The sequence below is a fragment of the Marinobacter lipolyticus genome, from assembly GCF_018424605.1.
Lineage (GTDB): Bacteria > Pseudomonadota > Gammaproteobacteria > Pseudomonadales > Oleiphilaceae > Marinobacter > Marinobacter lipolyticus_B.
In genome coordinates, this window is the sequence record NZ_QTKT01000002.1 from 189,930 (window position 1) to 216,780 (window position 26,851).

The following is a 26,851-nucleotide window of genomic DNA, read 5'->3' on the forward strand; positions in this document are numbered from 1 at the left end:
GTTGGCTGTCGTGGTGTGAGGAGGGCAGTATTTTTCGACTATGCTTCAGATAATAGCCTTTCGGTGTGGCGAATTCCTCGGCGAACACGTACATAAGGAGCAGGGTGGTGCAAATAGCCTATCGGGCCCGGGATATCACCGAGGCTCACATCGTGGCCGGCCTGCTGGAGGCCAATGGCATAGAAACCTACGTGGGTGGTCACTATCTGCAAGGGGCCATGGGCGAAATCGGCACTGCAGGGTTCAGTAATGTTCACGTCGCGGACGAGGATCTGTACCGTGCGCGGCAACTGGTCTCGGAATACGAATCGTCCGGCTACGGCCGGGTGGTGACCGGTGATGGGGAAGACCGGCCGGATGACTACGCCCGCTGGTTTTTGCTGGTGCTGGCAGTCATCGGGCTGATTCTTCTTAATTTTTAGTGATTGAACCGCAAGGAGAACACTGCAATGGCAAGCCAACCCGTTCTGCTGATCACCGGCGCCTCGTCAGGCATTGGCGCTGCAACTGCCCGAGCCGCGTCTGAGCAAGGTTACCGGCTGGTACTGGCGGCCCGCTCGGAAGACCGTCTGCGGGGGCTGCAACAGGAACTCGGCGGTGACACCCAGGTACTCACCGTTCACTGCGACGTTCAGAGTGGTGAAGACCAGCAACACATGGTGGAGCAGGCCCTGGAGCGCTTCGGCCGTATCGATGCGGTGTTTGCCAATGCTGGCCGGGGTGGCGAGCCCGGGGGCTTCAGCAAGGCCGACCCGGAGGTCTGGAAAGATATGATCCTGACCAATATTTACGGTGTTGGCCTGACCGTTCAACACTGTCTCCCGGCGCTTCGCGAGAGCAAGGGTCATTTGCTACTGACCGGCTCGGCGGCGGGGCGTGTCACCATTCCCGGCTCCATGTACAGCGCGACCAAATGGGCGGTATCCGCCATCGGCTACGGTGTGCGGGAAGAGCTTCGCGGTTCCGGTATCCGGGTAACGCTTATCGAGCCCGGTATGGTGGATACGCCATTTTTCGACGAACCGCCGGCCCATGCCCTGAAACCGGAGGATATCGCCAATGCGGTGATGTACGCCGTGGCGCAACCGGCCCATGTCGATGTCAACGAAATCCTGGTCAGGCCCACGCCCTCAGCGGAGTAGGAGCGACTGTGTCCCGGCTATTCTTCGGGCTGGAAGTGCCAGACGAGATCAAACAGAAATTGCTGCAGTTACAAGCTCCGGTGTCCGGCGCCCGCTGGCAGACCGGTGCGCAGCTGCACATTACGCTGTTGTTCCTGGGAAGCGTGGAGCAAAGCAACGCGGCTGAGGTGTGTGCGGCGGCAAGGGACCTGCCGATGTGCGGGTTCGAACTGGAGATTGCCGGCCTTGGCTGTTTCGGCCAGCCACACCAGCCGCGACACCTTTGGGCCGGCGTACAGCCACTGGCAGCCATTTCGGAACTGAGGGAAGCGCTGACGGTTCGCATGGCTGCTCTGGGCTTTACCCCCGATGCCAGGCCATTCTGCCCCCATGTTACCGTGTCCCGGTTCGGTAAACGGCCCGGCTCCGTGGAAGCGTTGCTGGCCAATCACCATGACGCCGTGTTCGGTCACTATACGGTCACCGAGTTTGTGCTTTTCGAGAGTAGCCCCGGAGAACACGGTTCTGCCTATGGCGTGGTCGAACGCTTCCGCTTGACGAATCCGTCTCCGGCTACCAAAGATTAGAAACTCTCAACGCCTTTTTCGAGGTGTCTATGTGCCCGCCGTTTTCCGACCCCGATCAACGTCTGTATGTTCGCAACGCCACTCTGCCGACATTCCCGGTATTATTCTGCTCAGCCGGCGGGTGTACGAAGGCACCGGTATGTATGGCTACACCAAGGGGCCGCTGACCGGTCAGAGTAACACGTTCCCGGAGGGGCAGTTTGTCGCCATGCTGGGGGATGAGGTGGTGGGTTATTGCGCAACCTTTCGGATTGCCGAGGATGTGGCGCTGGTGCCCCACGACTGGACTTCCATTACCGGCAACGGCTATGCCTCACGGCACGATGCAGATGGTGACTGGCTTTACGGCATGGAAGTCTGTGTTGACCCCGAGTGCCGCGGTTATCGCATTGGAGAGCGGCTGTATAACGAACGCAAGCAGCTGTGCCAGGCGCTGGATCTGCAGGGGGTGGTGTTCGTTGGGCGCCTGCCGAGCCTGCGGCAGCGGCTGAAAAAGTTCGGCGGTGTTGACGAGTATGTGGAGGCCATCAAACGTAAGGAACAGAAAGATCCGGTGCTGTCGTTCCAGCTTAATCAGGGCTTCGAGATTCATGGCGTTATCCCCCATTACCTCGATGCCGACCACGACTCCATGGGCTATGGCATTCATCTTGTCTGGCGTAATCCGAAAGTGCCCCGCATCGAGAAGAACGAGCGGCGCAAACGCTATGGTCAGCGGATGCGGGATACGGTTCGCATCGGCACGGTACAGTATCAGCAACGGCCGGTGGGGTCATTCGACGAGTTCAGCGAAATCGTCCGCTACTTCGTGGATGTTGTCTCCACCTACAAGGGTGATTTCGTCGTATTTCCGGAGCTCTTCACGCTCCAGTTGCTATCCATCGAGGCGCGCAAGGGCAGCCCGGCAGAAACCTTTGCCGCGGTCACCCACTATGCCGAACGATACCGGCAACTGATGCGCGACCTGGCGCTACGCTACAACATCAATATCGTTGCCGGCTCGACCCCGATCCGCGAAGACGACGGCACTATCCGCAACATGGCGTTTGTGTTCCTCCGCGATGGTCAGGTTTTCACTCAGCCCAAGATTCATCCGACGCCGAATGAGGCGTTCTGGTGGGGGGTGCAGGGAGGTAACCGCGTCAGTGCCATTGAGACCGACTGCGGAACGATCGGGGTGCTGATCTGCTACGATGCGGAATTTCCGGAACTGACCCGCCACCTGGTGGATCAGGGCGCGCATATTATCTTCGTGCCGTTCTGTACCGATGAGCGCCAGAGTTATCTGCGGGTGCGTTATTGCTGTCAGGCCAGAGCGGTGGAGAACCAGGTGTATGTGGTGATGTCCGGCAACGTGGGCAACCTGCCAAAGGTGCCAAACATGGAAATCCAGTACGGCCAGAGCTGTATACTCACGCCCTGTGATTTCCCGTTTGCCCGGGATGGTATAGCTGCTGATACCGAACCCAACGTGGAAACGGTGGCCTTTGCGGATCTGCGACCGGAAGTGCTGATCACCGCTCGCAACAGTGGTACCGTGAAAAACCTTCAGGATCGTCGTCACGATCTTTACAGCGTGACCTGGCGTGGGGAATAGCCCCGGATCCGGACTCAATCCCAAGCATCACCGATAGGAGCGTCGTCTTGCCATTAAATGGGCCCCTGCGATGGAAGCGATGGAGCCTTCTTGCTGTTCTGGTGATGATCGCTCTGTACGCGCAGCCCGCCCTTGCCGCCAATTGGTCATTCCTCCTCCAGCAGGGCAAGATCGAGCTGGCGTTGCCAGATATCAATGCCGAGGGCTGGTCGTTAAGCGGTCTGCGGGCGGATGTGAGAACTGCGGTTGAAGCGGACAATCGGGTTGCCACGGTTTACTTTCGGCCAGGGTCCCGACTGTACGCAAAGCAGATTGTCCAGACCGCATCGGAATCCCCTCTGCACCTGAGCGGTGTTCAGGTCGATCTCAGCGGCGTCAAACTGAGCGTGAAGCTAAAAGGCGCTGGCCCTCTTTCTGAGCGAGTTACCGTTTCCGGTGACGTGGTAATCACTCTTGATACTCTGGGTCACCCCCTCCTCCAGCCCCAAGGCTGGCAGTTCGCGGGCGCTTTGAATGGCTCACCGTCGGATTTGCGCGTTTGGGGGCAGGCGCAGTCGGAAGCCGGGCTGGTGGCCGATCTGGAGGTCCGGCGCGTTGCCAGTGAATTTATCGCCGCCCGGATCGACGCGACAGCGAAGGGGCAAAAAGGCGGTGACGCCCTCGCGGGTACGCTTTCCGGCTGGCCGAAGTCAGTGATACTGAGTTCGGGCCGGATAATTGCCGGACTGACCCTCAGGAAGCAGGGCGATCGGCCCGTAGAGATGGACGGTCAGCTCCACTTTGAGCGGGTCGCCGGGGTCGTCGACCGTACCGCGGTCTCGGGCCTGAACGGCTTTCTGAAGGTCAGTCTCGAGGAGCAGATGCTGGTTGCCCGCGCCCGTGACGTGACCATCGACCAGATCAATCCCGGCATTGCCATCGGCCCTGCGCAAGTGCTGGCGGAATACAGGGCGCCCCGGGCCAACCCTCTCGCTGGCAAGCTCGACATCCAACAGGCTACGGCCGGGTTTCTCGGCGGCCGAATGAGGGTGGCGCCCGGCACCCTGGATTTCGCCGCAAACGACTTGCTGATTCCCATCGGGCTTTATGACATCTCATTGTCGGAACTGTTGCAGGTCTATCCCACCGAGGGCCTTGAGGGAATCGGTCAGCTCACCGGGCGTATTCCGGTCAGGATCAGCGACCAGGGGATAGAAGTCAGGGGCGGGGAACTCTCCGCTCGCGCACCCGGCGGACTGCTCAAGCTTCCCGCCGATCGGCTGCAGGGAATGCTTGGTGGCAACCAGGCCATGGATCTGGTGGTGCGGGCTTTGCAGAATTTTCACTATTCGGTGCTGGATAGCACGATAGACTACGATAACAGGGGCACGCTGACGCTTGATCTCCGGCTGGAGGGTGAGAATCCCGATGTCCGGGGAGGGCAGCCGGTGGTGCTCAATGTCAATCTGGAAGAGGATATTCCCGCCCTGTTAACCAGCCTTCAGTTGAGTGGCAGGGTCAATGAGGCCGTGACCGAACGTGTTCGGGAACGACTGCAACAATCCGGGCAGGAGGCAGTGCCATGATGAATGTAGTGCGGTCGCAGCGTTCGCGTGCGGCTCGAGTGCTGATGTTGCTCACGGTGCCGCTGGCGTTCTACGCCTGCACGCCGACGGTGCAGATGGCGGCACCGAAGGAGCCGATTACGGTCAACCTGAACGTCAAGATCGAGCATGAGATCTACGTCAAGGTGGATAAGGAAGTGGATGAACTGTTCAGTGAACAGGGCCTGTTCTGAGTTAGGCCGGACATATTAAGGAGTTGATGATGAAACGACTGCTACAACTGGGCGCCTTCATTCTTGCATTGGGCATGACAACGTCTGCATTGGCCATGGGGCTGGATGAAGCCAAGCAGAAGCTGGACGCAGTGAAACAGCAGGGGCTGGTCGGCGAGACGCCAACGGGTTATCTCGACGTGGTGCGGCCTGAAGCGGAAGCTCGGGAGGTGGTGGAAGCCATCAACACGGCGCGCCGGGACGAATATACCCGCATTGCCGAAAAGCATGGCATCCCGGTCACCCAGGTGGAGACCGTCGCGGGACAAAAAGCCGTTGAGAAGACGCCCTCCGGTCAGTTTGTGCTGGTCGACGGGCAGTGGGTGAAAAAATAACGGGTGGCGCTGGGGACACCATTATTTCCTGTTAATGAATCTGGAAAAAACCCGGGCGCGGTACCATGGTAGTGGATAGCACGTTGAGGAATGTGTTGGAGACCTGACCTTACTCTCTGCAAGGGAGGTGTACCATGAAACCAGCGGTTGCGGTAACCGGAGAATCCGCCGATCACAAGGTGGCAGCGGTGTTCTCCAACGAAACAGAGGCTCACCGGGCGGTCAAGGCCCTGTCGGGCACGGCCGGCCTTGAAGGCGCCCAGATAAAGCTGCTGTCACCTGAGGATGCCCATCAGGAGCGACAGATCGAACCGGAGGCCGGCGGTATCTGGCGTACTCTGGTTCGTGCCCACATTGGCCTCGGCCTGCTGGGCGCGGTTGCCGGTGCGCTGCTTTTCTTTGTGCTGTTTGCCTCGGGCATCGAGTTCATCCGCCAGAGTGCGGTGATGGCCGCTATTGTATTGACGGCGATCGGTGGTGCTATCGGCCTGATGGCAGGCGGACTGGTAACGCTGCGGCCTGACCATGCCCGTTACGCCCAGGCGGCACAGTCCGCCTTGAAAAAAGGCGAGTATGTACTGACCGTCCATGCCCGTAGCGGTGACCAGCTGAAAGCCGCGGTTGCGGAGCTAGAGCATCATCACGCGAAGATTGTCCGTACGCTCTGATCACCGAGCCGGGGCCGGCTAGCGCTTGGTGCTTCGCTGCCGGGGTTTGCCAAGTTTGCCAGGTTTGCGGCGCTTCGCCGTCGGCTTCGCACCCGCTCCGGCCGGTTTGTGCCGGGAGGGGTGTCCGTTGCGGCCAGCAGGCTTGCCCGAGGTAATCCCGGCGGTGCCAGACTTTGCCTTGCGCGGTGGCTTTTTTCCCGGTTGTTTCTTGCCGGTTTCGGGCGCTTCCGACGAAGAGTCCCGTATGGCGTCGAACAGTTTGGTCAATTCCTGTTGTGTCAGGTCGCGCCACTGTCCGACGGGCAGGTCTTTCAGGCTGACATTCATGATGCGGACCCGTTCCAGTCGGGTGACCTCGTAGCCGAAATGCTCACACATGCGGCGGATCTGCCGGTTCAGGCCCTGCACCAGCGTAATGCGGAAGACAAAGCGGGATTCCTGGCTGACCTTGCATCGTTTGGTGACCGTGCCCAGAATCGGCACGCCACTGGCCATGCCCTTGATAAACGCCGCGGTGACAGGCTTGTCGACGGTGACCAGATATTCCTTTTCGTGATTGTTGCCGGCCCGAAGAATCTTGTTGACCAGATCACCATTGCTGGTCATGAAGATCAGCCCCTGGGAATCCTTGTCGAGCCGGCCAATCGGGAAAATCCTCTCACTGTGGCCCACAAATCGCTGAATGTTGTGCTTCTCCGCGCTGTCGGTGGTGCTGACAATGCCTACCGGTTTGTTGAGCGCGATGAACACCAGTTCGTCCTCGGAGCGAGGCTCGATCACCTGGCCATTCACCTTGACGGTATCGCCGGGCAGCACCTGATCGCCAACGCTGGCGCGCTTGCCATTGATATGGACGTTGCCCTGCTCGATATAACGATCCGCTTCCCGCCGCGAGCACATGCCGCTCTCGCTGATGTATTTATTGAGACGGGTGGAGTTTCCGGAGGTCATAGAGGCCCTGTGATGAGTAAACGTTGTGCTGTGGAGTGTGCGGTGGCGTGTGTATTGGTGAATGCATGATAACAGGGTCGCGGGAAAGCGTCAGTGAACGCTCAAGCCCTACCTGAGCGCAATTGTGTTATGGCCCGTGATTCTTTAACTTACGTTCTATGCTAAAAATCTCCAATGCAGTAGAGCTTGCCGACTGGGAAATCGACATCACCCAGATTCGTGCCCAGGGTGCCGGTGGCCAGAATGTGAACAAGGTGGCGTCGGCGGTGCATCTCCGTTTTGACATTCTTCACTCCAGCCTGCCGCCATTCTACAAAGAGCGGCTGATGGCAATGTCGGACCAGCGCATCAGCAAAGATGGCATCGTGATCATCAAGGCCCAGTCGTTCCGGACTCTGGAGCTCAATAAGGAAGATGCGCTGGAGCGCCTGCGGGAGCTGATTCAGCAGGCGGTCAAACTGCAGAAAGCGCGCCGTCCCACGCGACCGACGAAATCTTCCCAGCGTAAACGCGTTGACCGTAAAACCCAGAAGGGCAAAACCAAGGCGCTGCGGGGCAAGGTAAAAATCTGACCGCGATCTCTCCCAGGTCAAAAGGGCATGATGCTATGGCGGAGCTGCGGCTCGAGCATTTGTCAGTTGGCGCAGTGAAAAGCGCGAGCATAACCATTGCCAGCGCAGAGATCCTGTGTCTGTCCGGCCGCTCTGGCAGTGGTAAGAGCCGGTTGTTGAGGGCGGTTGCCGATCTGGAGCCCCACGGCGGCCGCATCTGGCTTGGCGGTACCGAACAGACCACGGTGCCAGGTCATATCTGGCGGCGGCAGGTGATGATGGTGCCTGCCGACAGCCAGTGGTGGGCGGATCGGGTTGGGGAGCATTTCACCGTAACGGACCTGTCAGCCGCCACGCTGAACGCTGGCCTGGATCAGTTGGGGCTTGATCGTGATGTTATGCACTGGCCGGTCAGCCGGCTTTCCTCCGGAGAAAAACAGCGGCTGGCTCTGCTACGGGCTGTGGCGAGGAAACCCTCCGCCTTGCTGCTGGATGAACCGACCGCCAATCTGGATAGCGAAGCGGTAGCGCGCGTTGAAGCCTGGCTTCAAAGGGAAATCGTGGCGCGCCAGCTGCCGGTGATCTGGGTGGCCCATGATCGACAACAGATCACCCGTGTGGGCGATCGCCACCTTGCCATCCGCGGCAGCGCAGTGGAGGTGGTCGATGGAAGTCATTGACCTGCAGTGGTGGAAGTTGGCGCTGGCTGCCGTGATGATTCTGCTGCTGGCGGTTTTTTCGCATCTCGCCCGGTTGGGTATAACCCGGAGCCTTCTCGTCAGCGCCCTGCGCACGGTGGTCCAGCTTTCCCTGATTGGTCTGGTGCTGGAGGCATTGTTTGCCTCCGCAGGTTTGTTCTGGGTGGGGCTGATGGCCCTGATCATGTTGCTGGTGGCGGGCCGGGAAGTGATGGCGCGGCAACAGCGTCGCCTGACCGGGGGCTGGACGTGGGGGATCGGAACCGGCGCCATGTTCCTGTCGTCGTTCACGGTGACGGTGCTGACGCTGACCGTGGTGATTGGTCCTGCCCCCTGGTATGCGCCGCAATACGCCATTCCCCTGCTGGGGATGATGCTGGGCAACACCATGACCGGTGTTGCTCTCAGTCTGGATCGGTTGACCGAATCGTTCTGGCGCCAGCGTGCGGTTATCGAGAATCGTCTGATGCTGGGGGAGACCTGGCACCAGGCGGTGGCGGATATCCGCAAGGACGCCATGCGCGGTGGTATGATGCCGTCCATCAACGCAATGGCGGCCGCGGGTATCGTCAGTCTGCCGGGAATGATGACCGGTCAGATTCTGGCCGGGAGCCCGCCCTCGGTTGCCGTCAAGTACCAGATCCTGATTATGTTGACGATCACCGTAGGGACCGGCTTTGGCGCTTTGATGGCGGTGGCCTGGGGCAGCCGTCGCCTGTTCGATGATCGCGAGCGCCTGCGTCTTGACCGGCTTTCCGGTTCCTGAAGCCATTCCGGTTGCTAATGCCAGATGTTATAGTATAACAAGTTAAATCTGCCCACCTGTGTGAGTCCACCCATGATCAAACCCATCAAGACCAACCTTATTCTTGGCTTTCTAGGCGTGGGCAAAACCACGGCAATACTGGATTTGCTCAAACAGCGTCCTGAGGGGGAAGTCTGGGCGGTGCTGGTTAACGAATTTGGCGAGGTGGGCATTGATGGCGCCCTGCTGGAAACCGAGGGCGCCTTCGTGCGGGAGATTCCCGGAGGCTGCATGTGCTGCGTGGCTGGCCTGCCGATGCAGATTGGCCTCAATCAGCTGATTCACAAAGCGAAGCCGGATCGCCTGCTGATTGAGCCGACCGGGCTGGGGCACCCTTCGCAGATTATCGAGACCCTGACCGGTGAGCACTATCAGGACGTTCTGGATCTTGGCCCGGTAATCTGCCTGGTGGATCCGCGCCGGCTGGCGGATGCGCGGGTGCGCGACAATGTGCAGTTTCGCGATCAGGTTGCTGCCAGTGACATTCTGGTGGCGAACAAGACCGATGCCTGCACGGCGGAGCAGATCGACGCTTTTGATGGGTGGGCGGCAGCACTGAATCCTGGCAAGCGTGCCGTTGCTCATACCAGTTTCGGACAGATGTCGCTGCAGTGGCTGGACGGCAACGCTAGTCTGCCGCCGGTAACGGCGCCCCATGCCCACCATGACCATGCCCGGCGTGCACCGGCGGACACCGGCGCAGACATCCAGGAGGAGCCCTGGCAACTGGTGACGAATCAGGGGCAGGGACATTTCAGTGTGGGCTGGAAAATTCATCCGGAACTGAAACTGGACGAGAACGCACTGCTTGCGCTGGCGATGGACGAAACACTGGCACGTTTCAAGGCGGTGGTGCATTGCCTGGATGGCTGGCGGGCGGTGAACGTTGCCGACGGAGCCATGTCGGTGGTCGCGACAGAAGCAAGGGAACTCTCCCGTATCGAGGTTATCGCACCCCAGGCACTGGATGCGCATGCGCTGGATCGGCAGGTGCGGGCAGCCGCCGGTCTTGTCGATTAATCCTGAAGCTCTTCGGAAATTTCCTGAAGCACAGGGTCCATCAGCCGGTAGACCCAGACGGTTTCGCCCTCCCGCAACTCGAGCTTCACGCGTTCGTAGCGTACGCCGAGCCTTTCATAGCGATCCAGCGACCGCAGTTCACCCGCACTGACCCGGATAATCTCTCCTTCGGTGACCGCTCCGTCGGCGGGCCGGATATCCAGATGCTCTCTGCGGAAGCCGGGCAGCCACGCAGGTTCACCTTCACCGGCCCGTCCCATCACCAGCCAGCGCACCCAGGGGTGGGTGAGGGTGCCATAGACAAACACAGAGTGGGTGGTGCCATCCTCAATAATGGGCAGATCCTCTGGAGGGTTGTAGCCGTAGGGGCTGGCAAAGGTCAGCCACAAGTAGCCGATGCCCAGGGCGAACAGCGCTGTGATGGCGGCCAGGGTGCGCTGCAGGATTCGCCGGCGCGGGCGAACGGGGATTTGCTGATCGGGCATGAGGTGCCAGCTGCTCCGGTTGTCATGGCTGAGAGAAGGTAGGGTACCATCCGGAGCATTTCTGGCAAGGAGGGAGCTGTCTCCGGAGCTGAGTCCGGAGACAGCGGGGTCAGTGGCCGTAAACCCGCAGCGCGGTGTCCTGAACAGAGAGGTTGTCCAGAGCAATCGAACCGATGGACGTACCGCCCACCAGCACCTGGCCAATCTGCATGTCTGCCTCAAAGGTATTGAGATCAATGGCCAGCGATGAGTCCCCGGCGGCGTTGGTGCCGTTGTAGACGTCCATATCGACCTTGGCGCCAAGCTGGGTGATCAGTGGGTTAGCCGGGTCGTAATTGGCGCCTGTCAGGCGCAGGTCGCGGATACCGAGGGCCAGAAACGGCATGTCCATGTCCATATCATCAATGGCAAACAGGGTTTGCAGATTGAGCACGTCGGTTTCGGTATCGATATTGATTTTCAGTTCGGTGAAAACGCCATCAATCGACAGATTGTCCGCGATCAGCGTACTGTCGGTATGGCCCTCGAGGGTCCAGCTTCCCGTGCGAATGCCAAAATCAATGGGAGCGGCCACCAGCGGAAACACGTTGATCTGTGCATCGCCGTCATCGAGGACATCGATGTCAATCTTGATGTTATCGATCAGATCGCTGGTCTCACCGAACAGGAAGGGGCGAATGGCCGGGTCGTCAAATTCGGCGAACAGGTCGGTGCGGTTGGCGCCGCCGATCTCGATGTCCTTTACGGACAATGAGCCCTCGTCGGTATAACGGAATTCATCCATCGTGACTCGGGTTTCCAGCTCAATCGTTACGCCGGCCTGACCGGTGATGTTGCCCATGTGAGCATCTTCAAGGGGTTTGAGGTCAGCGTAGCCGGCCAGCGGTAGTGTCGCGATGGCCAATGCCAGTGTCGTCTTCTTCAGGCTTTTCATTGTTATCGTCCTTTACTGTTTTTGTAAGGTGGCCAGCCGGCTGGTACCGCGTCCGGCTGGCCTGGAGAACGTCATTGTCTCCGTTGCTTCCTTACTGCTCCGGGGTCAGTGACAGGTCAATGGTGTTGCCGGAGCCGGTGAGGAACTGGTTGAGTACATCGGTCAGCAGGCCGCACTTCTCAAGCGGAGGCAGGTCATACACGCCGCTGACGGTACCGCCGGTTGCCGGCGAGAAGTTGGTGCCATCGGGAGAGGTCAGCTGGATGTTGACCGGTTCAATCGTGCGGCAGTCGGCGCCGCCACCCACGCGAATCGGCAGGCCAAACAGTTTCAGTTCCACTTTCGGCACTTTCACGTACAGGCGGGAGTTGGCGGTCAAGCGGCCGTTGATCAGTGTGCCGGTGGTGGGCTCCGCCTGCTCGAACTCAACATCGGCGTTGGCCTTGAGACGGCTGAACAACAGTTTGATCTCGAATTGCCCGCTAGTGGGCTCCACCTGCAAATCTGCCTCGAAGGTGCCGCTGGACAGCTCCAGCAGGGTGGCAATGCTGCCATTCAACGGCAGGGTGCTGTCAGAGGACTTGATGTACGTGGACCCCTTTAAGCCAAGCAGCAGTTCCAGTACGTCGCTGGCGCCACTGTCTCCGCTGGCACTGAGTGCAACGGTGATCTCCGGACGCTCCGGATCGTCTGACCGGATCGTCAGCTCGGCGGTGCGGCTGCCTTCTGCGGCTGCGGTGAAGCTCAGCTCGACGGTGCAGCTCTGCTCGGGGGCAACCGTGGTGCAATCGTTGGTCTGCTGGAACTCACTCAATTCATCGCCGGCCAGGGTGATGCCGCTGATCAGCAGCGACTGGTTGCCAGCATTGCTGATGACCACCTGCTCGGTGGCGGATTCGCCAATCAAGACGGTGCCAAGGTCGACGTTCTCGGCACTGACGGCGATTTCCGGTACCGGTGCCAGTACACTGCGGCCGCTCAGGGCCACGTCAACCTGCGGGTTGTCGGCGTCACTGGATTCAATGGTCAGTGTCGCACTCTGCTCACCTTCACCGCTGGGTACGTAGGTGACGGTCACGTCGCAACTTTGTTCCGGCGCCAGCGTGGTACAGCTACTGGTTTGCAGGAAGGCACTACTGTCTGGGCCGCTCAGGGAAATGTTGTTGATGCCGAGTGCGGCGTTACCGGTATTGGCAATCGTCACGGTCTGCTCTTCGGTGAGACCGGCTTGCACATTACCGAAGGCAATCTCTTCCCGGTTCACGCTGATGCGTGGGGTTTCGACCTCGTCTTCAATCACCTGAATGGCTTGCAGCACGTTGTTCTGACCCGGGTTCTGGGTACAGTCCGAGGTGAACTGGCCGATCGGTGCGGGGGCGATGTCGCCATTGGCGGTGCGCGCAATCATGTCGAGTGTCAGTCCACCGACGGTGATCAGGGCTTCCCCCACATCGTCGTTGTTGAAGGTGATGGCCGGCGAAACCCCTTCGGCGGGCACAGTGAATTCGCCTGCGACCGAGGGAATGGGGGAGGGTGGAATGGTCAGTGGCACCGTCAGGTCGATCTCGCGGTTGGGCGTGATCACTATGGTCTGGTTGGTTGCCGTGCCCTCAATGGTTTCCGAACCCACCAGCTTGAGGCCGGTGCGGGAATCCTCGTTGACCACGGTCAGGGCCTCGATGGTGAATTCTGGCGTCGGGTCACCGACGGTTTGCTGGGTTGGAATGTCTGCACTGATCTCGGCACGAATGGGCTGGTCGCCGATCAGGGGAAACGGGCAGGTGAATTCCAGTTCGAGGGATACGGGTGCCGCCATGGCCTGGCTGCCGCCCGCCATCAACGCGGCAGCGGCGATCGCCGGGCCGAGCCTGCGGACTGTTGTATCAAGCTTCCTGAGTTTCATGAGTTCGTCCTCTGTATGACTTAAGGCATTGTTGTTGTGGGTTGCAGAAAACACCGATGAGGACTGCTGTATCGGTCTTGCAAAAAAGTCCCTGGCCCACACGGGTTAAGAGAGTGCGGGTGGACTCTATTTGGCAGGGGATGGAGCAAGTGGGTCATTGCCGTCAGCGGCAAGGTTTTTGTTCAAAGCGGAAATCCGCTGTAAAGAATTCTGATTTCGTGACGTTCTTCAAACCAGGTGTGTCACCGCAGGCGGTGTATTATTCGGAGGTGCGGCTTTGTCGGCGAACATCGCCAGGGGTCTGGCCGGTCCAGGCCCGGTAGGCCCGGGTAAACGCCGCCTGATCACTGAAGCCGAGTTTTTCGGCGATGGATTCCAGTGGCACGCTGGTGTCGGTCAGGTACAGCGTTGCAAAGTGTTCGCGAATGCGGTTTCGCAGTTGCCGGAACGAGGTGCCGGCAGACGACAGGTGCTGGCGCAATGAACGTGGGCTGATGTCGAGGCGTCGGGCGATGTTTTCGGTAGTGCAGGGTCGCCCGGGCTGGCTCATGATCATCTCCCGGACCTGCATCACCGTTTCATCCTGATGCTCCTTGTCTGGTCGGTGCTGGATACGGCTGCGGGCAAGCAGAAATTCGAGGCCAGAGTCATCGCTGCGAATGGGAGAACCGGACAGGGGCATAATGATTTCACAGCAGGGGGCATCGAACTGGAAGTCGCAATGCTCGGCCAGCAGATCCCACTGCTCCGCCCCGAGCTGTGACGAAAAGTCGAAATGAATGCTGAAGTGGCTGCATACCTGTGCGGATATGCGCTGGATGCTACCCATGTAAATTTTGGTCAGGCAGGGGCGCAGCTGTCCCAGTCCCCAGGTGTCTATCAGGCGGATACGGAAGGTGGATCCGGTGGAGCTGAGTTCCATATCCATCAACGGCAATCCCACCCGCAGGTACTGTACAATCATGCCGATCAGGCGCCGCGGGTTCTCCTGGCCAAGTACCGCGAAGCCCAGCAGGCCGTGGGCGGGCAGATCCAGTTGCTGGCCAAACTGGAACGCAGCGCGTTCGTCTCCCATCAGCCACTCGGCCTTTCCCAACAGGTCCATGACCTGTTTCATGGATAAACTGGTATCAGGGTGGCCAAGCTGCTCCTCGGAGATGTCGGTGTCCTGTAGAACAGCCTGACGCTTGACGCCCTTGGCTTCCATGAAACGGACGAAGCGGCGTGCGTAGCGCGCCGACATGATGGGAACTTCAAGCGCAATCGGACTGGAGGTTTCCATGGATCTGTCCCTGAAAAAGGGGCCAGTATAGACAGCTGCCCGAGCGTTGGATTTTTGACTCGGTCACGGTTCATGGGCGTTGGCCGGATATGACAATGAAACTTTGTTCAGGTGTTGGGAGTGTTCGTGACGGCATCGTCAGATCCTGCTGAGGGTCAATCACTGCTATGCCCGGTCTGTCAGTCCGGCCTGCTGCAGTTTTTTCAGGAAGTGCGGGGTACGGTGTACCACCGGTGTTCTCTGTGTGAGGCCACGGTTATGGATTCCCGGCACTGGCTGACGGAGGCGCAGGAGCGTGACGTCTACGCCCTGCATGACAATCATCCGGATGATCCGGGCTACCGTCGCTTTCTGTCGAAAGTGACCGCGCCCCTGTTGCGTCGTCTTGAGGCGGGTTCGTACGGGCTGGATTTCGGTTGTGGCCCGGGGCCGGCGCTGGCCGCTATGTTGGAAGATTCCGGGATGCACGTCAGTCTCTACGATCCGTTTTTCCATCCCGACCAGGCAACCCTGGCGCGCCGTTACGACTTTGTGACCTGCACCGAAGTAGTGGAGCACCTGCATCGCCCGGCAGACGTTTTCCGACAGTTGGACAGGCTGCTGAAACCCGGTGGCTGGCTGGCGGTGATGACGTGTTTCCAGACCGACGACAGCCGGTTTGCCAACTGGCATTACCGTCGGGATCCGACCCACGTGGTGTTCTACCGGGAAACCACGTTGGCCTGGCTGGCGTCAGCGTATGGCTGGGATCTGGAAGTGCCGGCGAAAGATGTCGCGTTGTTTCGCAAGCTCTGAGCGGGTATCACTGAGGCGATTGCGGGCACTGGACGGGCGGGCACTGGTTGTTTGTCTGCGCAGATCCGACGGGCGTTTTCTCGGCAACTGGCTCGAAACGCTCCGGAGCGAGCTCGGCAGCACAGGAGGCGGCCTCGCTGGCTGCAACGGGGCAGCCCGCCTTGACGAGAGCCTGGGACAGATTGTGCCAACCCGGTGCCAGCGCTGGGAAGCGTTCCGTCAGTCTCCGGTAATGGGTCACGGCCTCGTCCCAGTCAGAGCGACCATAGGCAATATTGCCCTGGCCCAGGATGGCGGCTGGTTGCCCGGGCCAGGCGGCTTCCGCGGTCTGATAGGCCGTCATGGCGGTGAGGGTGCGCCCGGTGCTTTCCAGGTCGTTCGCCGCCATCAGGTAGTTGATGGCTTCCGCCGTTGCGGGTAGCTGGTCGGGTTTGACCATGATCGCAGCCCAGTTGTCGGCGCGGTTCCAGGTGGCCATGAACACTTCCAGACTTTCTTCGTGGCGTTCACGGGTGTCCGTATGAAGAATGATGTTTCGCTGTGCCTGATCAAAGCCGATCACCACCGCAAAATGCCATTGTGGCCACCAGCTTAAACCCAGGTTCTGCATCACCAGCACGGGGTTGCCGGCGGCCACTTCCGACAACAGCGCGGTCAGCGTGCCATCGAGCTCATAAACCAGAACGCCGTGGCTGCGGGCGCCGGCCACCAGTTCCACTCGCAGGCTGCCTTCGCGACCGGGCAAGTAGACCAGTTCCCTGAGCACGTCAGGGTCGGTATTGAATCCCCGGGTGTTAAGCATCATGGCCAGCGACGCCGGGCCGCACTGGTATTCTTCCTGAGGGTAGAAAGGTACGGAATCCAGCACGAGGCGCCGATGGATATCAGCCTGACTGCCGTTCACCGACTCTTCCGGCCACTGGGGCCGGCTTGCGCAGCCGGCCAGAACCGCCATCAGCACAAGGCTGATAACGGCTCTGGACAGGTTGGAGCGTTGCTGAGTATTCACAGGTTTTCGGCGTTAAAGCTAGCCGTGGGCTCAGCGAATACAGTTGATGAAGGGGAAGATGTTGGTCGCACAGAGCATGTCCGTGATGATGAAGACCAGCAGGAACAGCACGATGATGCCAACGACACCTTCGCCGACTTCGGCCTGTGCCAGCTGCTGTTCGAATTCTGCCAGCTCCGCCGGCGTCAGGTTCTGGATGCGTTCCTCAACCACGTCCTGACTTACGCCCATGTCCGCCAGTTTGTCTTTGACCTCTTGCTGCTCAAGCATATTGAGAAGCGATTCGCGGTCAATGTCGGCGCGTTGTTCCGTCAGCAGTTCTCCGGTGCCAATCACGTCCGCAGTCGCAGCGGAGGACCAAACGGTGGTCATGGCCATGAGGATGGCGAGAAAGAACGACACATGTCTCAGGTTTTTGCGAATTGTCTGCATCCCTAACTCCTGTTCTTTTTTGGTTATTGACCGCTTTCTAAGATAGAGCAGTTCGCTCTTTGAAGGCAACTTATTGAGTATACAGGCACTTAGCTGATCTGGCCTGGACGCAGTGGCGTCGGGGACTGCCGCCTGCGTTACCATTTGTTCAGCAAGCTGCCTCCCCCATTCAGGTATGGGATCAGAACGTGGACATTCCGCTGGCCTCCATCAGGCGGTATTGCCAGTACTTGAGTCGGGATTCGTCTGCCCAGGCCTCATAGGGAAGACTCATGACCGGAACGGAGCCGGGGCCCTGTTGCCAGTGTGTCTCGAAAAAATCGATCGCCTGGCGCGCCACGACCGAAACCGCCGACGTCCGCAAGTGCACGTTGGTTTCCAGGTTCAGGTTGTCCAGATTGCGGCGGGTGAAATTGGCCGAGCCCAGCAGGACGTCTGCAGCGCCCGCGCTGCTTTGCCTGATCAGTAGTTTGCTGTGACATTGTTCGCCACGGGTGTTACACCAGCGCACCGGAATGCCGGCGCCGTTGAGTTCCATGGCAACCTGACGGTTGGGGATGCCGTTCTTGTCCCGGCCAAAGGCATCGTTGTTGGCATCCAGCAGCATGCGGATGAGCGCGCCGCGGTTGTGGGCGTCGACCAGCGCCCGGACAATCCGGCGGTGAGACAGATAGAAGACAGCCAGATCAATGCGGTCGCCGCTGCTGGCGGACTCGATAATGCCCAGTGCGCTTGCCAGAATGGCCGCTTCCGTGACCACCTGAATGGTTCCCGCCGGCGCTGGCATGGCACCGTTAGCAGCCTCGCGGCGGATCTCGGCAATGATGCCGTCGAGGTAGGGCAGGCCAGCTCCGGACAGCGCGAGCACCGCCTGCTCACTTTCGAGCAGGTCCGCCACCGCCAGGCCGCTGAAACTCAGGCCGATGTTGCTGTGGCGGCTGCTGCCGTCGTGGGGGTTGGCAGAGGTGACCAGTCCGCGAATGTCATCGCCGGCATCGCTCACCAGCAGTTTGCGGTGATTGGCTTTGAAGTTGGGAAGCGCAAGGTAGCTTCGGAGGGTTACCGGGTTGCCTTGCAGGGCGTTCGGCAGCCAGCCGGAATCCGCTGAATTGCCGAGCCAACGGCAGCAAACCCGCCATAGTGCGGACCAGGTAGGGTTGCTGTCCCGCAGCTTGCTCAGATTGGTTTCCACCACCGTTATACCGGCCTCTTTCAAAGCCTCGAACCAGGGTGAGCGGGTACCTCCGTAGAAAGTGTTGATGGGGTCGGAGATGACGACGATGCGTATGTCCGGAACCGTCTGCCGGCGCTGAATCAATGCCTCGGTGAGCTGCCGGGCCAGGGGGCGGTAACCGGTGGCGCCTTCGGGCTTGCTGTCGTTGAACAGGAACATGTCCACCAGAATAAAGCGCTCGGCGTTGGCGATCTGGCGAAGAACTTCATCGAAAATAGCGTGATCAAGCCGGGTGCTGCCATCACCGTTGTGCACTGTGACGTCCGTCAGCAGCCTTGCATCCCTGAGCGGTACTTCAGAGCCTCGATAGCCGATGCCCTCGGGCAACGGTTTCCATACGTGATAAAGGCCGGTTCCGGCCACAAGCAGGATCAAGGCGGCAATCACAAACTTCACTGTCATGGGCAGGCTTCCTGGCTGCTGAGTCAAATCCCCGCCGACTATACTGCACCGGGCGGCTGTTCGTCTTTCTCCCGTCGCAGGCGCGGGCTCCGTGGCGCGTGATGCCGGTCCCAGGTAAACAAACACTTACAAAAAACTGCCCTTTGGCCTCTATCGCGGGCCGTGCGGTGTTTCTACACTTGGTGGATCAATCAGTTACGAAAATAATGCCCGTGAACGCAATTGCTTACCTAGGTTCCCGCTGTTTCAGTCTCCGTGTGTTGTTGGTGTTGCTGGCCCTGACATTCGCCGTGGCGGGCGATCATCTGCCGTTGCTTGGCTGGGCCGATCGGGTGCTGTTTGGCTTGCTTGGCAACTCACCCGCCACGGATTTGGGCCTGATGCAGGATCTGCGACCCGAAGCTTTCGATCTTGCCCTGGCGCAGCGGGGTCTGGTGGAGCCTCACTGGACAGCGCTGGCGGTGCGCGCGGGCTTAATGGCTGCGGCGCTGTATCTGGTGCTGGCCGTTCCGGCCATGGGTGCTGCCGTGGCGCTTCCGGTAACGCTGCTGATTGCCGGCACCCTGGTGGTGATGCAGGCCGCGTTCATGTTTTACCGCAGTGCCTGGCTGCCGCTGGGCGAAGTGGTTCTGCTCCTGCTGGGCGGATTTGTGATCATGCTTTTCTGGCTGCAGCCTCACCGGGAACTGCGGGCACTGACGGACAATGTCCGGGCGGCCCGCGTCCGGCTGGGCACTGTCCTGCTTCAGCAGGGCAATACCGATGAGGCGCTGACGGCGCTGGAGGGCTGTCCGCTCTCGGCGGAACGGCTGGAACTGCAGTACGAGATTGCGCTGCAGCAGGAACGCAAACGGCATTACGACAAGGCCGCAGAGTCGTACAGGGGCATACTGCAGCACCGCAAGGCGTTCCGGGATGCAAGGGAGCGTCTGGCAGCGCTGGATAGCCTGCAGGTTGGAGGCGGTGGCAGCGGCGCGGGCCAATTCGACAGTACCCGCACCCTGGTCATGCCCGAGAGCGCGGTCAGCCGTCCGACCCTCGGCCGATACGAAGTGGAGCGGGAGATCGGCCGTGGTGCCATGGGCGTGGTGTATCTCGGGCAGGATCCCCGCATTGCCCGCACGGTCGCCATCAAGACCCTCAGTTATCAGGCGTTCGAAGACACGGAACTGGAGGATCTCAAAGCGCGGTTTTTCCGGGAGGCGGAAGCCGCGGGGCGACTGAATCATCCCGCTATTGTGACCGTGTATGACGTGGGCGAGGAAGCCGACCTGGCTTACATTGCCATGGATTATGCGCGGGGCCGTCCATTGAGCGAATTTGGCCGCGCCGGGCGGTTGCTGCCGCTGCCCACGGTGTTGGATATCGTGGCTCAGGTGGCCGAGGCGCTGGAGTATGCCCATAGACAGAAGATCGTCCACCGGGATATCAAGCCCGGCAACATTATCTTTAATCCCGACAGCGGTGAGGTGAAGATTACCGATTTCGGTATCGCCAAGATCGCTGACGATTCACGCACCCGAACCGGCAGCGTGATGGGCAGCCCCCTGTATATGTCGCCCGAGCAGTTGAAAGGGCAGAAGGTGACGGGTGCCTCGGATATCTACAGTCTCGGTGTGACGCTGTATCGTCTGGTCAGCGGCGAAACACCCTATCAGGGCGACACCCTCGCCAATCTGACCTACCAGATTCTCAACAAGCGTCCGCGCAGTGTGCGGGAATTCAGCCCTGATCTGCCCAACGGTGTTGTGCGGTTGATCAACAAGGCAATTCAGCGCGAGCCGGACAAGCGTTTCACCAGCGCCGGCACTATGGCCGAAGCCGTGCGCAGGCTGGCGCTGCGGGAAGTTGGGGAGGGCGTGTCGTGACCCGCTACGATATTTCCGGCCTCACCGACGTCGGGGCCGTACGCCGCTCTAACCAGGATGTGGTGGCCTGGCGCGTGAGCGATGATGGCCGCCAGGCGTTACTGCTGGTTGCCGATGGCATGGGGGGGTATCAGGGGGGCGAGGTCGCCAGCAGCCTGGCGGTGGAGTCGGTGCTGGAGGCGATGGTTCCGCGCCTTGACGAACCCGCGTGGGGGCAGTCGGACGAAGAGGTCGTTCAGGCCGTGTTGCAGAACGCCATCTCTCAGGCCAATGCCCGCATTGTTGCCGGACGCGGCGATAATGCCGCCCTCGACAAGATGGGCACCACCCTGGTGATGGCCTGGGTGATCGACGGCTATGCCTACATTGCGCACGTCGGAGATTCCCGGTGCTACCTGCTCCGTGATGACGATGCGGTGTGTCTGACCCGTGATGACACGGTGGTTCAGAACATGCTGGAAGATGGCAGCATCACCGCCGCGGATGTTCTCAACGTACCTTTCCGGAATGTACTGACCAAGGCGCTCGGAGCGACGGAAAGGGTGGAAACCAGCCACTGCTCGGTGGCACTGGGCAAGGGCGACCGCTTGTTGCTGTGCAGCGATGGGCTGACCAACGCTGTGCCGGACGATCAATGGCAGGCGGTTCTGGCAAGCACCCCGTGCATGGAGAGCGCAGCCGAGGCACTGATAGACGCGAGCCTGGACCGACAGGCCGCGGACAACGTGTCGGTGGTGATCATGGCTTTGTTTTAAAAACCTGTTTTAGTCGAGGAGCCGGATATGGCATCGCTTTCGCAGCTGGTTGATAACGTGGTGGTGAATACGTTTGAACTCACCCAGCCTGAAATACGCATTGGTCGCAAGGCCGACAACGACCTCCGCATTGATGAAATCTCGGTCAGCGGCTATCACGCTGTTATCGAGGCTGTCCCCAATGCTTACCTGGACGGTACCGTGGATTACTTCATCACCGACCGTGACAGCACCAACGGTACTTTCGTCAATGAGATCCGCATTGACGGTCGCCAGCGTCTCAACAGCCAGGACATGGTGCGGGTGGGCTGGAACGAGTTTCGTTTTATCGACGAGGATGAAAACGCGCTGGAAAAGACCGCCTACATCCTCGACTAGCCGTCAGCTCTGGCGGACCAGTTCCGCGAAACGCCTGAGCAGGCTACCCGCCTCCGGCGCGGCGGTCACGCCAGCCTGCAGGGCATTAACGTCCAGTTGCTCTTTTTCCAGGTCGGGCGCCTGTACGTCGAGGTAGGCAGCCATAACGTCATCGGTGAATTCCGGGTGGAATTGCACGCCCCAGGCGCACTGGCCAACCCGGAACGCCTGATGCGGCTCGAAATCGTTGCGTGCCAGCAGAGTGGCCGACGAGGGAAGTCGCAGCACGGATTGCCGGTGAGTTAGCTGGGCCTTGAAGCTCTGGGGCAGATGACCCAGCAACGGGTCGCCTTCCGCAGTTTCGAGGCGCTCCACGGTAAAAGTGCCACTTTCGCGACCGTTGGGGTGATATCCCACTTCCCCACCCAGGGCATGGGCCAACAGCTGGTGGCCGTAGCAGACGCCAAGCACTGGAATCTGCTGCTCCACCGCCTGGGCTAACCAGGTGCCGGTGCGCTCACTCCACTCAGCCCGGTCGGTCACCATGGCGGGCGACCCGGTTACCACAATGCCATCCCACTGTTCCGGATGCCCCGGGGATTCCCCGGCGGCAACGTTCACCACGGTGATGTTCAGCTCGTCACCGAGGCCGCGGACAAACCAGCGATCAAAGTCTCCGAAGCGGGCTTTGATGGACGGATAGGTGGAACCTGTCTTGAGAATGATCAGCTTCGGTATCCGGGGTGTTTCAGGGGTACTGCTCATACTCGCGGCTCCTCGCTTGGCGCAGAAATGCACAATCATACTGGACAACACCGGAGCGCAACACCGGTTCGCGCGCGGGCACTTGTCCGAAAGTGCCATGTGTAAGCGCCGTGAGAGCGAGTATGTCGCTGCGGTAAGTCTTTGTAATGTCTTGTAGTTTCAGTGCATTTGTCACACATGGCCGGCATTTTTCACCGTACAATAGTCGCTAAATTGGCGCCTAATTCGGTGAATTATGAACAGATATTTGACGTTATCAGCTCTTGCCATCTCTGCCCTGTTGCTGGCCGGTTGCGGCGGGGGAGGGGGTGGCAGCAGTAGCTCTGCCAGTGGCACTGATAGTGGTCGCTCCTCGGCTGTGGCTGACAGTTCCGAATCCGCGTCGACGGCCAAACCTGCCGATAATGACACTGTGGTTATTGGCGGATGTGAGGTGGACCGGTATCAGGCAGCCATGCTTGAGCGCGTTAACGCGGCCAGGGCAACCGCGCGTAGCTGTGGCGCGGAGGCATTCGCCGCGGCGCAACCGCTGAGCTATAACTGCCCCATTGAAGGTGCTGCGGTTTCGCACAGCAACGATATGGCCACCCACAACTTCTTTAGCCACATCGGTTCCGATGGCCTGAGAGTCGGCGCCCGCGTCACCGCAACGGCATACAACTGGTCGGTCGTGGGCGAGAACATCGCGGGGGGATACGATGACGTTGAGACAGTGATGGCGGCATGGCTCGAAAGCCCGGGCCACTGTCGGAACATCATGGATCCGCGGTTTACTGAGTTTGCGGTTTACCGGGTCGATGCCACCAACGCCGACTATGCCAATTACTGGACTCAGGTGTTTGCCACGCCCCAGTAAAACTGGCGGCCACAAAAAAGCCCCGACGTTCTCGCGAGCGCCGGGGCTTTTTTGTTGAAGCGATTGCCTTATTCGGGCAGTTCGGCGTTGTGGAACACGTTCTGAACGTCGTCCAGTTCGTTGAGCATGTCGAGAAACTTCTCGAACATCGGGATATCATCCCCTTCCACCGGCGTCGACGTCTTGGGCAGGAACTGGATCTCGTCCACCTCGAAATCAATGCCTTCAAACGTATCGACCAGCGCCTGCCTGGTCTTCGCGTATTCGGTATTGGGCGTGAACACGGTGATCAGCCCGTTTTCATTCTCGATGTCCGTGACGTCCACATCGGCGTCCATCAGAGCTTCGAGCACGGATTCCTCGTCGTCGCCCTTGAACGCGAATATGGCGCAGTGGTCGAACATGTGGGCAACGGCGCCGGGCGTACCGATTTTGCATTTGGTTTTGGTGAAGGCCAGACGGACATCTCCGAAGGTGCGGTTCGGGTTGTCGGTCAGGCAGTCCACGATCACCATGCAGTTGCCTGGCCCGTAGCCCTCATAGCGGGCCGGGGAGTAATCTTCGCCGGCGCCACCCTTCGCCTTGTCGATGGCCTTCTCGATGACGTGAGAGGGCACCTGGTCTTTCTTGGCGCGCTCGATCAGGCCACGGAGGGAGAGGTTGCCGTCCGGGTCGGTACCACCGGATTTGGCAGCCATGTAAATCTCGCGGCCGTACTTGCTGTATACCTTGGTCTTTGCCGCAGCCGTTTTGGCCATGGATTCTTTACGGTTCTGATAGGCTCTGCCCATTGCGATGCCTCTTCAATCGTTCTCAAAGGGCCGGATTTTACTGAACAAAGCGTCCGGGTTACAGGCTTTATTGGCGGTTATTTGTTGATGAAAATTGATCCATGAGCGTTTTGTCGGCATTGTCCGGGCGTATGCTTTAACGAACTGCCGACAAAATCAGGGAGCTTTCAATATGAAAACGGGATCGTTACTTGCTTTATCCCTCGCTGTTTCGCTTGCCACGACTGCTGGAGCGGCGCTCGCCCAGCAAGGCCAGCCGAATCCGAAATCCGGGCAGATGCAGTCTCAGATGGGTGAGCATGATCAGTCCCGGATGCATGATCAGGACGGACGCCCCATGGTGGGCTACCATCTGATGACGCCGGAGGAGCGTCAACAGTATCGTCATCGGATGAATGCGCTGGACTCAGCGGAGGATCGCCAGGCCTTTCGCGACCAGCACCACCAGCGCATGGTTGATCGCGCCCGGGCTCAGGGTCTTGATCCGGACACCGTGAGCGATCTGTCGGGCGCTGATGAGCAGCGGGGAGACATGTCGGGCCGCAAGGGTATGGGCTCTGAGGGGCAGTCGGTGCTGAATGGAAGCCTTGGCAGTGACGAGGACGTCGGCCCTGACATCAACAGCCAGAGAACGGGCGATGGTATGCCCCGTGCCAACCCTCCCGGCGGCGTTCATCAGTAAACGGCAGAGAACAGCGGCGGGCTGCCGCTGTTCTTCCTGTTCTTTCTGTTAGCCCGGTTCAGGCCATCGCCCTGGCATCTGAGCCGATGCTGGTAACGCCCCGGGTAGTCAGCTCGGCCTCGATGGCCCCCGCAAGCGCCTCGCTGTCCACCAGAAACCGGGGGTCGTCGGTCAGGCCCAGCACCCGGCGAATCCAGGGTGTTTCGGTGACGTTGACCCGGAATTCAAGCCGCGGGACAAACTGATAGGCGACGCCCTTGCGGGTCCAGGTGACCACCGGTGCCCGGTGAGTGTGCCCTGACGGGTCCTTCTGTTGCTGCTGCTCGTATTCCCGCTGCCAGCCAATGTGCAGGTCAGCGACGCCGGTTTTTTCTTCCATTGCCCGTTCCTGGGTCAGACCAATCAAGCGATTCGCATTGATGCTCATATCAGAGCCTCCTTTAGAGAGAAAGAAACAAAAACAAAACCCTGCGGCTGCTTTTTGTTACGGGTCATCCTGACCGCGCTCTATTGTGTGTACAACTGTACACATAGTCGGTGCACAAAGAACAGCGCAGGGCTAATCGCAGGCCTGATATGACAATGGGGAATCTACCTACGGCCGCCGGTTCAGGCCAGTTTCGGTACCCGCTGGATGCCCTTGCGGATGCCCTGCTCCAGCGCCGCTTTGACCACCTTGCCGGTTAACGGCACGACGTCGTCGAAGGTGATTGTGTAATTCAAGCGGGTTTTGCCTTCGCCAACCTCGTCGAAACGGATGCGCCCCAGGTGGTTACGAATCGGACTCATGCTGGTGATGGTGTACTCGATCAGGCTGTCCGGTTCGAAGGCGACGATGGTCTCCTCCAGGCCGATGGGGCCGATGCCGATTCTGCGGATGGACCCCAGGCCATTGGGGGCTGCCTGATCGCTGTCACGGATACGCTTCACCGGCGCGCCGAGCAGCTTGCCGAAGCGTCCGTGGTCGGCGAACAGGGCGAAGACCCGGCTCCGTGGTACGTTGAAGGTCTGGTCAATTTCTATGGTGTACGTGGCCATGTTGTTGCTCTTGTGGTGTTGGTGAATCCGGTATCCGGAATGCGGTCCGCACTGACCAGAGTAACGTCACGGCCAGTGCAACGAAAGCCGGGGAGGGCGGCGGCCCGAACCTTGGCCCGAACCGCACGGCTCGCCGACGGCGCCTGTCAATGACGGCTGGTGTGCCGGTAGTCGGTCGGGGACTGCCCCATTACTTTCTTGAACAGTCGTGAAAAATAATAGGCATCGTCGTACCCCAGGCGCCGACTGATGTCGGCGAAGCTCAGGCCCGAGGTGTCCAGCATCTGACAGGCCCTTTCCACTTTCAGATGGAGAAAATGCTGGATGGGCGAGGTGCCGGTCTGCGCCCGGTAGCGGGTGGCAAAGTGCGCCGGCGACAGGCCCGCAAGATCCGCCAGTTGTTCCAGCGATACCCGCTCATCCAGGTGTTCACGCATGTAGTTGTGAATGGTGTCCAGTTCGGCCTGGCGCTCATGGCTCGTTTCATCGGCATTCAGTGGTACCGCTGCCAGCAGTTGCCGCAGGCGGTTGGCAGCGTGGATCAGGCCGCGGGTTCGAAAGCCGGTCTGCCGCACCGAGAGCAGGCCATTGAAGTCCACCAGTAACCTTGGCTGGCGCCCGAGATGGCGAATCCAGGTATTGTCGAAGCCCATGTAGTGGCGGAAATCGTCCGCCAGTGGTCCGGTGTAGTGCACCCAGTGAATGGTCCATGGGTTGTCCGGATCTGCGGTATAACGATGCGCGGCGCCGGCAGGCAGCAGTAACAGGTCCCCCGCTTCCACGGTAAGGGGGTCGCCCTCGACATTGAGAAAGGCTTTGCCCTCTGTGCAATAAATCAAAAGATAATCGTGGTGGTGCTCCCGGTGCATGTGATGACCGGTAGCGCGACGGTAGTGGCCGAACGCCAGTGGGTACAGTTCCCGGGTGAGGGGGTAGGTCGACATTAGTCGTATGATTGGCGCGGGCACCACATAGCGGATACTGTCAGGCGGCACCGGCCACTGGGAAGTCTGGGTCATGGGAGCGTCGGTTATTTGCTTGGTGATCGAAAGATAGTCCATCACGAACGAAATTTAGTCAATCGGTGCGTGGTGATTTCCTGTGCTAGCATCAA

General features: G+C 59.8%; 31 protein-coding genes. 18 read left to right on the plus strand and 13 right to left on the minus strand.

Features of this window, described 5'->3' with window-relative positions; all coding sequences use genetic code 11:
• Positions 1-107: 107 nt before the first annotated feature.
• The 8 genes from DYI22_RS03305 (at position 108) to DYI22_RS03340 (ending at position 6,124) form a co-directional block, all read left to right on the plus strand.
• On the plus strand, positions 108-422 hold the full coding sequence (locus DYI22_RS03305; RefSeq protein ID WP_213476617.1) for a DUF2007 domain-containing protein: 315 nt from the start codon (positions 108-110) through the stop codon (positions 420-422).
• Positions 423-449: 27 nt separating this feature from the next.
• The gene (locus DYI22_RS03310; protein WP_213476618.1) at positions 450-1,142 is read left to right on the plus strand and encodes an SDR family oxidoreductase; all 693 of its coding nucleotides are present in this window, start codon (positions 450-452) and stop codon (positions 1,140-1,142) included.
• Positions 1,143-1,150: 8 nt separating this feature from the next.
• Entirely contained in the window at positions 1,151-1,708 is a 558-nt protein-coding gene (thpR, locus tag DYI22_RS03315) for an RNA 2',3'-cyclic phosphodiesterase (RefSeq protein WP_213476619.1), read from the plus strand.
• 31 nt (positions 1,709-1,739) lie between these two features.
• On the plus strand, positions 1,740-3,305 hold the full coding sequence (locus tag DYI22_RS03320) for a bifunctional GNAT family N-acetyltransferase/carbon-nitrogen hydrolase family protein (protein WP_323132860.1): 1,566 nt from the start codon (positions 1,740-1,742) through the stop codon (positions 3,303-3,305).
• A 47-nt stretch (positions 3,306-3,352) separates the two neighbouring features.
• On the plus strand, positions 3,353-4,870 hold the full coding sequence (locus DYI22_RS03325; protein ID WP_213476620.1) for a YdbH domain-containing protein: 1,518 nt from the start codon (positions 3,353-3,355) through the stop codon (positions 4,868-4,870).
• On the plus strand, positions 4,867-5,082 hold the full coding sequence (locus DYI22_RS03330) for a YnbE family lipoprotein (protein ID WP_213476621.1): 216 nt from the start codon (positions 4,867-4,869) through the stop codon (positions 5,080-5,082). The genes DYI22_RS03325 and DYI22_RS03330 overlap by 4 nt, the downstream gene beginning before the upstream one ends.
• 29 nt (positions 5,083-5,111) lie before the next feature.
• A complete protein-coding gene (locus tag DYI22_RS03335) occupies positions 5,112-5,456 on the plus strand; it encodes a YdbL family protein (protein ID WP_213476878.1) in 345 nt (114 codons plus the stop codon).
• 134 nt (positions 5,457-5,590) lie between these two features.
• Complete coding sequence (locus tag DYI22_RS03340; protein ID WP_213476622.1) at positions 5,591-6,124, plus strand: hypothetical protein; 534 nt, start codon at positions 5,591-5,593, stop codon at positions 6,122-6,124.
• A gap of 18 nt (positions 6,125-6,142) precedes the next feature.
• Here DYI22_RS03340 and rluF read toward each other — a convergent pair whose 3' ends face one another.
• On the minus strand, positions 6,143-7,075 hold the full coding sequence (gene rluF / locus DYI22_RS03345; protein ID WP_213476623.1) for a 23S rRNA pseudouridine(2604) synthase RluF: 933 nt from the start codon (positions 7,073-7,075) through the stop codon (positions 6,143-6,145).
• Between the two features lie 158 nt (positions 7,076-7,233).
• Here rluF and arfB point away from each other — a divergent pair, with 158 nt between their 5' ends.
• From arfB to DYI22_RS03365, 4 genes are all read left to right on the plus strand, one after another.
• The gene (gene arfB, locus DYI22_RS03350) at positions 7,234-7,647 is read left to right on the plus strand and encodes an alternative ribosome rescue aminoacyl-tRNA hydrolase ArfB (RefSeq protein WP_213476624.1); all 414 of its coding nucleotides are present in this window, start codon (positions 7,234-7,236) and stop codon (positions 7,645-7,647) included.
• Positions 7,648-7,682: 35 nt separating this feature from the next.
• Entirely contained in the window at positions 7,683-8,306 is a 624-nt protein-coding gene (locus tag DYI22_RS03355) for an ABC transporter ATP-binding protein (protein WP_213476625.1), read from the plus strand.
• Positions 8,293-9,090, plus strand: a complete 798-nt coding sequence (locus tag DYI22_RS03360; RefSeq protein ID WP_213476626.1) for an ABC transporter permease — start codon at positions 8,293-8,295, stop codon at positions 9,088-9,090. The genes DYI22_RS03355 and DYI22_RS03360 overlap by 14 nt, the downstream gene beginning before the upstream one ends.
• 72 nt (positions 9,091-9,162) lie before the next feature.
• Entirely contained in the window at positions 9,163-10,149 is a 987-nt protein-coding gene (locus DYI22_RS03365) for a CobW family GTP-binding protein (RefSeq protein WP_213476627.1), read from the plus strand.
• Here the strand turns inward: DYI22_RS03365 and DYI22_RS03370 are convergent.
• The 4 genes from DYI22_RS03370 to DYI22_RS03385 form a co-directional block, all read right to left on the minus strand.
• Positions 10,146-10,634: a gamma-glutamylcyclotransferase family protein gene (locus DYI22_RS03370; protein ID WP_213476628.1), complete on the minus strand. Its 489-nt coding sequence runs from the start codon at positions 10,632-10,634 to the stop codon at positions 10,146-10,148. The two genes, DYI22_RS03365 and DYI22_RS03370, sit on opposite strands and share 4 nt — an antisense overlap.
• A 109-nt stretch (positions 10,635-10,743) precedes the next feature.
• On the minus strand, positions 10,744-11,568 hold the full coding sequence (locus tag DYI22_RS03375; protein ID WP_213476629.1) for a DUF6160 family protein: 825 nt from the start codon (positions 11,566-11,568) through the stop codon (positions 10,744-10,746).
• 91 nt (positions 11,569-11,659) lie between these two features.
• On the minus strand, positions 11,660-13,471 hold the full coding sequence (locus DYI22_RS03380; RefSeq protein WP_213476630.1) for a choice-of-anchor D domain-containing protein: 1,812 nt from the start codon (positions 13,469-13,471) through the stop codon (positions 11,660-11,662).
• A gap of 259 nt (positions 13,472-13,730) precedes the next feature.
• A complete protein-coding gene (locus DYI22_RS03385) occupies positions 13,731-14,753 on the minus strand; it encodes an AraC family transcriptional regulator (protein ID WP_213476631.1) in 1,023 nt (340 codons plus the stop codon).
• Between the two features lie 126 nt (positions 14,754-14,879).
• On the opposite strand from DYI22_RS03385, the gene DYI22_RS03390 reads away from it, so the two are divergent.
• Positions 14,880-15,548 (plus strand): class I SAM-dependent methyltransferase, encoded by a 669-nt coding sequence (locus tag DYI22_RS03390; protein WP_323132861.1) that lies wholly within the window; start codon positions 14,880-14,882, stop codon positions 15,546-15,548.
• A 7-nt stretch (positions 15,549-15,555) separates the two neighbouring features.
• On the opposite strand, the gene DYI22_RS03395 is transcribed toward DYI22_RS03390, so the two are convergent.
• The 3 genes from DYI22_RS03395 to DYI22_RS03405 form a co-directional block, all read right to left on the minus strand.
• On the minus strand, positions 15,556-16,557 hold the full coding sequence (locus DYI22_RS03395) for a PA2778 family cysteine peptidase (RefSeq protein ID WP_213476632.1): 1,002 nt from the start codon (positions 16,555-16,557) through the stop codon (positions 15,556-15,558).
• A gap of 30 nt (positions 16,558-16,587) precedes the next feature.
• Complete coding sequence (locus DYI22_RS03400) at positions 16,588-16,989, minus strand: PA2779 family protein (RefSeq protein ID WP_213476633.1); 402 nt, start codon at positions 16,987-16,989, stop codon at positions 16,588-16,590.
• Between the two features lie 181 nt (positions 16,990-17,170).
• Positions 17,171-18,625, minus strand: coding sequence for a phospholipase D-like domain-containing protein (locus DYI22_RS03405; RefSeq protein WP_213476634.1), 1,455 nt, complete (start codon positions 18,623-18,625; stop codon positions 17,171-17,173).
• A gap of 206 nt (positions 18,626-18,831) precedes the next feature.
• Here DYI22_RS03405 and DYI22_RS03410 point away from each other — a divergent pair, with 206 nt between their 5' ends.
• The 3 genes from DYI22_RS03410 to DYI22_RS03420 are packed head-to-tail and all read left to right on the plus strand — an operon-like array spanning position 18,832 to position 21,626.
• Positions 18,832-20,493 (plus strand): serine/threonine-protein kinase, encoded by a 1,662-nt coding sequence (locus DYI22_RS03410; protein ID WP_213476635.1) that lies wholly within the window; start codon positions 18,832-18,834, stop codon positions 20,491-20,493.
• Complete coding sequence (locus DYI22_RS03415; RefSeq protein ID WP_213476636.1) at positions 20,490-21,248, plus strand: Stp1/IreP family PP2C-type Ser/Thr phosphatase; 759 nt, start codon at positions 20,490-20,492, stop codon at positions 21,246-21,248. Before DYI22_RS03410 ends, DYI22_RS03415 begins: the two co-directional genes overlap by 4 nt.
• Before the next feature lie 27 nt (positions 21,249-21,275).
• Positions 21,276-21,626: an FHA domain-containing protein gene (locus DYI22_RS03420; RefSeq protein WP_213476637.1), complete on the plus strand. Its 351-nt coding sequence runs from the start codon at positions 21,276-21,278 to the stop codon at positions 21,624-21,626.
• A 3-nt stretch (positions 21,627-21,629) separates the two neighbouring features.
• Here the strand turns inward: DYI22_RS03420 and DYI22_RS03425 are convergent, their stop codons facing one another.
• Positions 21,630-22,370, minus strand: coding sequence for a glutamine amidotransferase (locus tag DYI22_RS03425; RefSeq protein WP_213476638.1), 741 nt, complete (start codon positions 22,368-22,370; stop codon positions 21,630-21,632).
• Positions 22,371-22,728: 358 nt separating this feature from the next.
• Here DYI22_RS03425 and DYI22_RS03430 point away from each other — a divergent pair, with 358 nt between their 5' ends.
• Positions 22,729-23,226, plus strand: a complete 498-nt coding sequence (locus DYI22_RS03430) for a CAP domain-containing protein (RefSeq protein WP_323132863.1) — start codon at positions 22,729-22,731, stop codon at positions 23,224-23,226.
• A 68-nt stretch (positions 23,227-23,294) separates the two neighbouring features.
• Here DYI22_RS03430 and DYI22_RS03435 read toward each other — a convergent pair whose 3' ends face one another.
• Positions 23,295-24,017 carry a YebC/PmpR family DNA-binding transcriptional regulator gene (locus DYI22_RS03435; RefSeq protein WP_213476640.1) on the minus strand — a complete coding sequence of 241 codons (723 nt, stop codon included), beginning with the start codon at positions 24,015-24,017 and terminating at the stop codon, positions 23,295-23,297.
• Positions 24,018-24,189: 172 nt separating this feature from the next.
• Here DYI22_RS03435 and DYI22_RS03440 point away from each other — a divergent pair, with 172 nt between their 5' ends.
• Positions 24,190-24,699 (plus strand): hypothetical protein, encoded by a 510-nt coding sequence (locus tag DYI22_RS03440; protein ID WP_213476641.1) that lies wholly within the window; start codon positions 24,190-24,192, stop codon positions 24,697-24,699.
• Between the two features lie 58 nt (positions 24,700-24,757).
• On the opposite strand, the gene DYI22_RS03445 is transcribed toward DYI22_RS03440, so the two are convergent.
• The 3 genes from DYI22_RS03445 to DYI22_RS03455 all read right to left on the minus strand — a co-directional run bounded on the left by DYI22_RS03445 (position 24,758) and on the right by DYI22_RS03455 (position 26,756).
• Positions 24,758-25,126, minus strand: a complete 369-nt coding sequence (locus DYI22_RS03445; protein WP_213476642.1) for a hypothetical protein — start codon at positions 25,124-25,126, stop codon at positions 24,758-24,760.
• A 182-nt stretch (positions 25,127-25,308) separates the two neighbouring features.
• A complete protein-coding gene (locus tag DYI22_RS03450; protein WP_213476643.1) occupies positions 25,309-25,737 on the minus strand; it encodes an SRPBCC family protein in 429 nt (142 codons plus the stop codon).
• A gap of 146 nt (positions 25,738-25,883) precedes the next feature.
• Positions 25,884-26,756 carry an AraC family transcriptional regulator gene (locus tag DYI22_RS03455; protein WP_323132864.1) on the minus strand — a complete coding sequence of 291 codons (873 nt, stop codon included), beginning with the start codon at positions 26,754-26,756 and terminating at the stop codon, positions 25,884-25,886.
• Between the last annotated feature and the right edge of the window lie 95 nt (positions 26,757-26,851).

Excerpts from the sequence above, each read along its gene's own strand:
- DYI22_RS03310 (WP_213476618.1), top strand. The coding sequence starts at position 450 with ATGGCAAGCCAACCCGTTCTGCTGATCACCGGCGCCTCGTCAGGCATT.
- DYI22_RS03330 (WP_213476621.1), top strand. The coding sequence starts at position 4,867 with ATGATGAATGTAGTGCGGTCGCAGCGTTCGCGTGCGGCTCGAGTGCTG.
- DYI22_RS03335 (WP_213476878.1), top strand. The coding sequence starts at position 5,112 with ATGAAACGACTGCTACAACTGGGCGCCTTCATTCTTGCATTGGGCATG.
- DYI22_RS03340 (WP_213476622.1), top strand. The coding sequence starts at position 5,591 with ATGAAACCAGCGGTTGCGGTAACCGGAGAATCCGCCGATCACAAGGTG.
- rluF (WP_213476623.1), bottom strand. The coding sequence starts at position 7,075 with ATGACCTCCGGAAACTCCACCCGTCTCAATAAATACATCAGCGAGAGC.
- arfB (WP_213476624.1), top strand. The coding sequence starts at position 7,234 with ATGCTAAAAATCTCCAATGCAGTAGAGCTTGCCGACTGGGAAATCGAC.
- DYI22_RS03355 (WP_213476625.1), top strand. The coding sequence starts at position 7,683 with ATGGCGGAGCTGCGGCTCGAGCATTTGTCAGTTGGCGCAGTGAAAAGC.
- DYI22_RS03360 (WP_213476626.1), top strand. The coding sequence starts at position 8,293 with ATGGAAGTCATTGACCTGCAGTGGTGGAAGTTGGCGCTGGCTGCCGTG.
- DYI22_RS03365 (WP_213476627.1), top strand. The coding sequence starts at position 9,163 with ATGATCAAACCCATCAAGACCAACCTTATTCTTGGCTTTCTAGGCGTG.
- DYI22_RS03370 (WP_213476628.1), bottom strand. The coding sequence starts at position 10,634 with ATGCCCGATCAGCAAATCCCCGTTCGCCCGCGCCGGCGAATCCTGCAG.
- DYI22_RS03375 (WP_213476629.1), bottom strand. The coding sequence starts at position 11,568 with ATGAAAAGCCTGAAGAAGACGACACTGGCATTGGCCATCGCGACACTA.
- DYI22_RS03380 (WP_213476630.1), bottom strand. The coding sequence starts at position 13,471 with ATGAAACTCAGGAAGCTTGATACAACAGTCCGCAGGCTCGGCCCGGCG.
- DYI22_RS03385 (WP_213476631.1), bottom strand. The coding sequence starts at position 14,753 with ATGGAAACCTCCAGTCCGATTGCGCTTGAAGTTCCCATCATGTCGGCG.
- DYI22_RS03400 (WP_213476633.1), bottom strand. The coding sequence starts at position 16,989 with ATGCAGACAATTCGCAAAAACCTGAGACATGTGTCGTTCTTTCTCGCC.
- DYI22_RS03405 (WP_213476634.1), bottom strand. The coding sequence starts at position 18,625 with ATGACAGTGAAGTTTGTGATTGCCGCCTTGATCCTGCTTGTGGCCGGA.
- DYI22_RS03410 (WP_213476635.1), top strand. The coding sequence starts at position 18,832 with ATGCCCGTGAACGCAATTGCTTACCTAGGTTCCCGCTGTTTCAGTCTC.
- DYI22_RS03420 (WP_213476637.1), top strand. The coding sequence starts at position 21,276 with ATGGCATCGCTTTCGCAGCTGGTTGATAACGTGGTGGTGAATACGTTT.
- DYI22_RS03425 (WP_213476638.1), bottom strand. The coding sequence starts at position 22,370 with ATGAGCAGTACCCCTGAAACACCCCGGATACCGAAGCTGATCATTCTC.
- DYI22_RS03435 (WP_213476640.1), bottom strand. The coding sequence starts at position 24,017 with ATGGGCAGAGCCTATCAGAACCGTAAAGAATCCATGGCCAAAACGGCT.
- DYI22_RS03440 (WP_213476641.1), top strand. The coding sequence starts at position 24,190 with ATGAAAACGGGATCGTTACTTGCTTTATCCCTCGCTGTTTCGCTTGCC.
- DYI22_RS03445 (WP_213476642.1), bottom strand. The coding sequence starts at position 25,126 with ATGAGCATCAATGCGAATCGCTTGATTGGTCTGACCCAGGAACGGGCA.
- DYI22_RS03450 (WP_213476643.1), bottom strand. The coding sequence starts at position 25,737 with ATGGCCACGTACACCATAGAAATTGACCAGACCTTCAACGTACCACGG.
- DYI22_RS03455 (WP_323132864.1), bottom strand. The coding sequence starts at position 26,756 with ATGACCCAGACTTCCCAGTGGCCGGTGCCGCCTGACAGTATCCGCTAT.